This window comes from Streptomyces sp. NPDC059900, from assembly GCF_050270335.1.
In the GTDB taxonomy this organism is placed as follows: domain Bacteria; phylum Actinomycetota; class Actinomycetes; order Streptomycetales; family Streptomycetaceae; genus Streptomyces.
This window is the reverse complement of the sequence record NZ_JBNNJZ010000464.1, coordinates 1-6,558: the sequence shown is the minus strand read 5'-3', so window position 1 is coordinate 6,558 and position 6,558 is coordinate 1. Positions and strand designations below refer to the sequence as shown.

The 6,558-nt window shown below is 71.8% G+C and carries 7 protein-coding genes; 5 read left to right on the top strand and 2 right to left on the bottom strand.

What is annotated here, in order from left to right; translation table 11 throughout:
* Nucleotides 1–220 precede the first annotated feature (220 nt).
* From ACQKIP_RS36240 to ACQKIP_RS36230, 3 genes are all read left to right on the top strand, one after another.
* Nucleotides 221–358: a hypothetical protein gene (locus tag ACQKIP_RS36240; RefSeq protein WP_365864880.1), complete on the top strand. Its 138-nt coding sequence runs from the start codon at nucleotides 221–223 to the stop codon at nucleotides 356–358.
* Nucleotides 359–464: 106 nt separating this feature from the next.
* A complete protein-coding gene (locus tag ACQKIP_RS36235; RefSeq protein WP_365864881.1) occupies nucleotides 465–869 on the top strand; it encodes a nuclear transport factor 2 family protein in 405 nt (134 codons plus the stop codon).
* Nucleotides 870–1,021: 152 nt separating this feature from the next.
* Nucleotides 1,022–1,510: a hypothetical protein gene (locus ACQKIP_RS36230; protein WP_365864883.1), complete on the top strand. Its 489-nt coding sequence runs from the start codon at nucleotides 1,022–1,024 to the stop codon at nucleotides 1,508–1,510.
* A 51-nt stretch (nucleotides 1,511–1,561) separates the two neighbouring features.
* On the opposite strand, the gene ACQKIP_RS36225 is transcribed toward ACQKIP_RS36230, so the two are convergent.
* A complete protein-coding gene (locus ACQKIP_RS36225) occupies nucleotides 1,562–1,963 on the bottom strand; it encodes a VOC family protein (RefSeq protein WP_365864885.1) in 402 nt (133 codons plus the stop codon).
* A gap of 115 nt (nucleotides 1,964–2,078) precedes the next feature.
* Nucleotides 2,079–3,038 (bottom strand): LacI family DNA-binding transcriptional regulator, encoded by a 960-nt coding sequence (locus ACQKIP_RS36220; RefSeq protein WP_427745109.1) that lies wholly within the window; start codon nucleotides 3,036–3,038, stop codon nucleotides 2,079–2,081.
* 232 nt (nucleotides 3,039–3,270) lie between these two features.
* Between ACQKIP_RS36220 and ACQKIP_RS36215 the strand changes: the two genes are divergently transcribed.
* Nucleotides 3,271–4,635 carry an NCS2 family permease gene (locus ACQKIP_RS36215; RefSeq protein ID WP_365864888.1) on the top strand — a complete coding sequence of 455 codons (1,365 nt, stop codon included), beginning with the start codon at nucleotides 3,271–3,273 and terminating at the stop codon, nucleotides 4,633–4,635.
* 91 nt (nucleotides 4,636–4,726) lie between these two features.
* The gene (locus ACQKIP_RS36210) at nucleotides 4,727–6,445 is read left to right on the top strand and encodes an adenine deaminase C-terminal domain-containing protein (protein WP_365864890.1); all 1,719 of its coding nucleotides are present in this window, start codon (nucleotides 4,727–4,729) and stop codon (nucleotides 6,443–6,445) included.
* The last annotated feature ends 113 nt before the right edge of the window (nucleotides 6,446–6,558 follow it).

Below are 6,558 nucleotides of genomic sequence, written 5' to 3'. Positions count from 1 at the left end.
GCTTCAGGACACTCCCGTCCGCCGCCTCCCACGCTACCGGCGCGGGGCTGTCGCCTGCCGCGCTGCCCGGCTGTTCCACCCGTTCGTCCACGTCCACCCCCGTCGGATGCGCACGGCGTTGGGACGACTCGCAACGCGTGCGTACCCCCGCAACACACGGTCCGCCGAGCAGAGTGCATATACCCGGCAACCATGCCCATCTCGTCAAAGGACTTTTACGATGACACGTTCGAGCCGCAAGAGCTCCGTTCAGGAAGAGGCCGGTTCGCGCCTTGTTCTCGCCATGGCCACCGCGGCCGTGTCAGGAGCGGTGGGCGCCCTGCTGGCGTGGCTGCTGGACGCGCTGCCCTGGCCGTAACGGCACAGGCACAGCAGGCAGCAGCGCCGGGCGGCCCCCTGGGAGTCTGCACGGGAATGCGTACGGAACGGGCGTGCGCCGCAAGGCGGGCCTGTAGCGTCGTGTCATGAGTGCAGAGTCACCGACACAGACCGTGCAGCGCCTGTTCCCGCTGCTTGCCGAGGGCAAGAGCGCCGAGGCGGCGGCGCTGTTCGCCGACTCGGTGTCGTTCTCGATCCCGCACCCGCCGGGCATTCCGTGGGTGCCGGAGGTCGACTCGGCGCAGGGCATGCGCACCTTCTTCGAGCTGCTGCAGGCGCATGTGCAGGCCAAGGAGTTCGACCTGCGCCAGATCATCGCCGAGGGCGACGATGTCGTGCTCGTCGGGCGGATGGTCTCCGAGGTGAAGAAGACGGGCCGGGACATCGATACCGCGTTCGTCCTGCACACCACGGTCCGCGAGGGTCGGATCACCCGCTACCACCTCTACGAGGACACCTACGCCGTGGCCAGGGCCTACTTCGACGACTGATCGCGGGCGGGCGCGACCGGCCGTCGGGCCTGTGCCGGTGCGGCGGAGGCCGGTCCGCTTCGGTCCGGACCATGGACGACCCTCGCGCGTCGCAGTACACCCCTTGAAAAGGCACGTACGGAAGGCACGTACCGACCTCCGAGGGGGACCCCATGCCGGCGATCACGGTTGCGCAGTTCCGGGACTTCGTCTTCACCTGGATGTACGAGAACGGCGCGCGGGCCGAGCGCGTCCAGCTCCTGGACTGGGGCTGGGAGGGCTGGCTGCAGGCGGAGCTCGCGGGCAATCTGCGGGCCTACGACTCGACGCTGGACGTGCGGCGGGAGCAGTTGGTCTTCGACGGCAAGCAGCGCACCGACCTGATGCTCAATGCCTCCAGCGCGGTGCCGGGCCAGCGGATCATCGTCGAGCTGAAGACCCTGCGCGCCACCGAGTACAACAAACCTGCGTTCGTCAAGGAGATCGAGGCGGACGTGGACAAGCTCCAGTACCACCTGAAGGCGACCCACAAAGGTGCCCAACTGCTGGTCATGGCCTTCTACTTCGACGCCAACGCCGCCATTCCCGCGGGCTTCCAGAGCAGGCAGAACATCCACAAGGACCTGGGGATCTGCTGGAAGGAGATGGTGATCATCGACTGAGCGGCGGGTGCGGGGCCGGCGGCGCCGCGATCTCACGGAACGTCGGCGCGGTCACGTCGCGATCTCCCAGATGTGGCCGCCCGGATCGCGGAAGGAAGCGGTGCGGATGCCCCAGGGCCGGTCCACCGGGCCGTTCAGGAGCTCGACACCCCGCGCCGCCAGCTGTTCGCACGTCGCGTCCACGTCCTGGACGCCGAGCGTAAACACCAGGCGGGAGCCGGCCTCGCGGTCCGCGACGGAGGCGGGTTCGATCAGTTCGGGCCCTGCTGTGCTGTCGAGGAGGTTGATGAGTGTGTCGCCGAACTCGAACACCGCTGAGTTGTCGTTCTCCCAGTGCACGGGCAGGCCGAAGACGTCCCGGTAGAACTCTTTGGTGGCTGCCAGGTCCTCGGTGAAGAGGGTGATGGCCTTGAGGCCGCCGGGCCAGGAACGTGTGTTCGCACTGTCGGTCATGGACCTGGATCTTTGCCCGTCGGCGGCGCCGTGTACAGGGGTGCGCAGCGTTCTTGGGGTGTCTTTGCGGCTGTCGGCGGTCTCGTGCGCTCGCGCGGGGGTGTTCTGCGGGTGCCTACCGGCCGCGCGGCGGGGCCGTCGAGGCACGCAGTACGGGGGCGGCGGGCAGGCGTGAGGTGACGGTGCGGCGGTGGCCGTCGAGCAGTTCGTGCAGGCGGGTGACGGCCAGGGCTCCGGCTTCCTGGAGCGGCACGTCGAGTGCGGTCACCGGGGGAGTGGTGGCGCTGAGCGTGCTGAGGTCGTCGGCCGCGGCCAGGCTCACGTCGTCGGGGACGCGGCGTCCGGCGGTGCCCAGGCCGTGCAGCAGTCCCAGGGCCAGGTAGCTGTTGTAGGCGAGGACGGCCGTGGTGTGGGCGGGCAGGGCGCGTGCGGCCTCGATGCCGGCGTCGAAGGTGGGCGGCAGGGGCCCCAGGACGCGGACGCGGGCGCCGGCCGCCGAGGCCTGTGCGGTCAGGGCGGTGCGGCGCTGGGCGTCGGCCCAGGAGTCCGCGGGGCCGGAGACGTAGGCGATGTTGCGGTGGCCCTGGGCCAGCAGGTGGTCCAGGAGGCCGGTCAGGCCCGTGGCGGTGTCGGCCACCACGGCGGGCAGGCGGCCCACCTGGCGGTCGACCAGGACCAGCGGTCGGCGGCGGAAGCGCTCGCGCAGTGCGGTGTCCGTGCCGACCGGCGTCACCATGATCAGGCCGTCGGCCTGCTCGGAGAGCCGGTCGGCGAGGGCGTCCTCCCGCTGGGCGTCGTACTCCGAGACCGCGATGAGCAGGTGGCTCTCGGTCTCCTCGGCGGCCTGCTGGGCGCCCATCACCAGGGGTGCGAAGAAGGGGTTGGAGAGGGTCGGCACGATCAGGCCGATGAGGCCGGTGCGGCCCGTGGTCAGTGCGCGGGCGGCGGCGTTGGGCTGGAAGCCGAGCCGGTCGGCGGCTTCCCGTACGCGCAGTCGTGTGCTTTCGGCGACCAGTTCGGGGCGTTGCAGGGCCCGTGAGGCGGTGGCCTTGGAGACCCCTGCCGCGCGCGCCACGTCCAAGAGTGTCGCCAATGCCGTCCCCTGCCTCGTGGGCCCGCGGGGATCGAAGGTCCGTTGCGGGTCCGTGTTCACTTTCGCCTGATGCCGTGCCATGATACCCGCAACCGGTCTCTGCAACCGGTTTCAGAGACCGGTTGCAGAGAGCGGGCCAAGCCGGGTTCCCCGTGCGCCCGCACCCTGACCGCGCCGACAGCAGCGCGCCCGCACACCACCTGCCGAGGTCCCCATGCCCACCACCGCTCCGCCGCCCGGCGAGCAGACCGACGCCGCCACCGCGCCGCCCGCCTCGCGCACCGAGCGGCTCTTCGGCGTCCGCGATCGCGGCAGCAGCCACCGCACGGAACTCGTGGCCGGCGCCTCGATGTTCATGGCCGCCGCCTACGCCGTCGTCGTGGTCCCGGGCCAGCTGGCCTCGGCCGGGGTGCCGCACGGCGCCGCGACGACCGCCGTCATCATCGCCATCGCCCTGGCGACCCTGGCCATGGGCCTGATCGCCAACCTGCCGTTCGTCGTCGCGCCGGGACTCGGCGGCGTCGCCCTGATCGCGTTCACCATCGTCGGACAGGACCACGTCCCCTGGGACACGGCGCTGGGCATGGTCTTCTGGTCCGGCGTCGCCTTCCTGCTGCTGACCCTCTTCGGCATCCGCGACCTGGTCACCCGGCTCATGCCGATCAACCTCAAGTACGCCATCAGCGGCGGCCTGGGCCTCTACATCGCCCTGATCGGCTTCCGCGACGCCGACCTGGTCGTGGGCAACGCCGACAAGGCCGCGCTCGCCATCGGAGACCTGTCCAAGGCCCCGGCGCTGCTCGCCCTGGCCGGCCTGCTGCTGCTCACCGCGCTGGCCGCGCGCAAGGTGCCGGGCGCTTTCCTGATCACCATCGCCGCCGTCACCCTCGCCGGCGTGCCGCTGGGCGTGACCGAGGTGCCCGACAGCCTCTTCGCGGCCCCCGACTCGCCCGGCCCCCTGCTCTTCCACATCGACATCCTCGGCGCCCTCAAGCCCGAGTACTTCCCCTACATCTTCGCGTTCTTCGTCTCCGAGTTCTTCTCCATGACCGGCACCCTCCTGGCCGTCTCCGGACGCGCCGGCCTGCTGGACAAGGACGGCAACATCCCCGGCTCCCGCCGCCCCTTCCTGGTCGACTCCGTCTCGGTGATGGGCGGTTCGGCGGTGGGCGCCCCCTCGATGACCGCCTACCTGGAGTCCTCGGCCGCCGCCGACGCGGGCGGCAAGACCGGCCTGTCCTCGGTCTGGGCCGCCTGCGGCTTCGCGCTGCTGCTGCTCGTCACCCCCTTCGCCACCCTGATCCCCTCGGCAGCCACCGCACCCGTGCTGATGTTCATCGGCCTGAACATGCTCGGCGCGCTGAAGAACGTCGACTTCAAGGACCCCACGAACGCCGTCCCGGCCGCCCTGACCGTCGCCACCACGCTGTTCTTCGGCAACTTCGGCACCGGCATCGCCACCGGCCTGGCCGCCCACGTCCTGGTCAAGACCGTCAGCGGCCGCATCCGCGAGGTGCCCTGGCCGTTGTGGATCGTCATGATCCCGCTGGGCTACTACTTCTACACCCTCGTGCCCTGAGCACCCCCCCCGGCCCGGCACCACCCCTTCCCTTCCCCGGCGGGCTTCGCCCGCCCGCGCGCGACGACACCCTTCCAAGGAGCACGAGCCCATGAGCGAGCAGCACGACCTCCGGATCAGCGGCGGGCGCGTGATGTCCACCTTCACCGGTGAGGAGTTCGCCGCGGACGTCTTGGTGCGCGGCGACCAGATCACCGCGGTGCTCCCGCCCGGCACCCCGGCCGCGGCCGACCGGGAGATCGACGCGACGGGCATGCTGATCGCCCCCGGTTTCGTGGACGCCCACATGCACATCGAGAGCGCGTTCCTGACCCCCCAGGAGTTCGCCGCCGTGACGCTGGCCCGCGGCACCACCACGGTCCTCGCCGACCCGCACGAGATCGTCAACGTCGCCGGCCGGGACGCCATGCGCTGGATGATCGACGCGGGCCGGCAGAGCGCCCAGACCCAGCTGTGGGGCGTGCCCTCCTGCGTGCCCGCACTGGAGGGCCTGGAGCACGCCGGTGCCGCGCTGTCCGCCGACGACATCGCCGAGATGCTGGGCTGGCCGGGCGTCATCGCCCTGGGCGAGGTCATGGACTACCGTGCCGTCGTCGCCGGCGACCGCCGCATGCACGAGATCACCGCGGTGGCCCGGGCGCAGGAGGCGATCCTCGACGGCCACTGCCCTAACCTGACCGGCGCGGAACTGAGCGCCTACCTGGCCACCGGGGTGGATTCCGACCACACCAAGAACCGCACCGAGGTGGTCCTGGAGAAGGCGCGCCTGGGCATGACGATGATGCTCCAGGAGAAGTGCCTCACCCCCGAGGTGGCCGCCGCCCTGCTGTCCCTGCCCCAACTGCCGCCGCTGTGCCTGGTCACCGACGACCTCGCGGCCGACCACATCGTCGAGCGCGGCCACCTGGATCACATCGCGCGCGTCGCCGTGGCCGCCGGGTTCCCGCCCCACGTTGTCCTGAGGGCCCTGACCTGGACGCCGGCCCAGCGCCTGCGCCTGTACGACCGCGGCGTCGTCTCGCCGGGCAAGCGCGCCGACCTGGTCCTGCTGCGCGGCGACCTCGCCTCCTTCGAGCCCGCTCTGGTGCTGGCCGGGGGCCGCATCGTGGGCCGCGACGGCGCCCCCGTCCAGGATGCTCCCGCCCCGCAATCCCCGGCCGTGCCGCCCCTGGACAGCCGCCTGGACGTCGAAGCCCAGGACGAGGACGGTTATTGCTGGCGCGTGGACCTGCCCGACGGCACGCACCGCTTCCGCGCGATGCGCGTCAACCCGCGCGACACCTACACCGAGGCCGCCGAGGTCGAACTCCCGGTCTCGGGCGGCGAGGTGCACTGGGAGGGACGCACCACCCTGGTGCGGGTCCGCAACCGCTACGGACGCCCCGGCGCCGTCTTCGCCCCGCTGCTGGGCCGGGATCTTGGCGAGGGCGCCGTGGCCTCCACCTACGCCCACGACAGCCACAACCTCCTGACCATCGGCACCTCCCGTGCGGCGATGGCCGCGGCCGCCGCGACGGTCGTCGCCGACGGGGGAGGAGTGGCCGTCGTGCGCGGCGCGCAGGGCACCACGGTGGCGGCGCGCATGCCGCTGCCGGTGGGCGGCGTGCTGTCCGCCCGCCCGGCCCGGGACGTCGCCGACCAGGCCGCCGCGGTGCGCACGGCGCTGGAGGTCTGGGGCTGGAACCACCTCAACCCGTTCATGAGCGTGTCGACCCTGACCCTGGCCGTCTCGCCCGCCCTGAAGATCACCGACCGCTCGCTGGTGGACGTGGTCCGCCGCGCACCGGTGACCGCGACGCTGACCGGCTGACCGGCGACGGCCGCGCACGCGGGCGGCTCAGGGGCCGCCCGCGGTGCGCTCGTCGTCCGCGCGCAACTGTCCCTTGACGACCTTGCCCCCGGCATTGCGGGGCAGTTCGGCGA

Coding starts and splice junctions, on each gene's coding strand:
- ACQKIP_RS36240 (WP_365864880.1), top strand. CDS start 221: ATGACACGTTCGAGCCGCAAGAGCTCCGTTCAGGAAGAGGCCGGTTCG.
- ACQKIP_RS36235 (WP_365864881.1), top strand. CDS start 465: ATGAGTGCAGAGTCACCGACACAGACCGTGCAGCGCCTGTTCCCGCTG.
- ACQKIP_RS36230 (WP_365864883.1), top strand. CDS start 1,022: ATGCCGGCGATCACGGTTGCGCAGTTCCGGGACTTCGTCTTCACCTGG.
- ACQKIP_RS36225 (WP_365864885.1), bottom strand. CDS start 1,963: ATGACCGACAGTGCGAACACACGTTCCTGGCCCGGCGGCCTCAAGGCC.
- ACQKIP_RS36215 (WP_365864888.1), top strand. CDS start 3,271: ATGCCCACCACCGCTCCGCCGCCCGGCGAGCAGACCGACGCCGCCACC.
- ACQKIP_RS36210 (WP_365864890.1), top strand. CDS start 4,727: ATGAGCGAGCAGCACGACCTCCGGATCAGCGGCGGGCGCGTGATGTCC.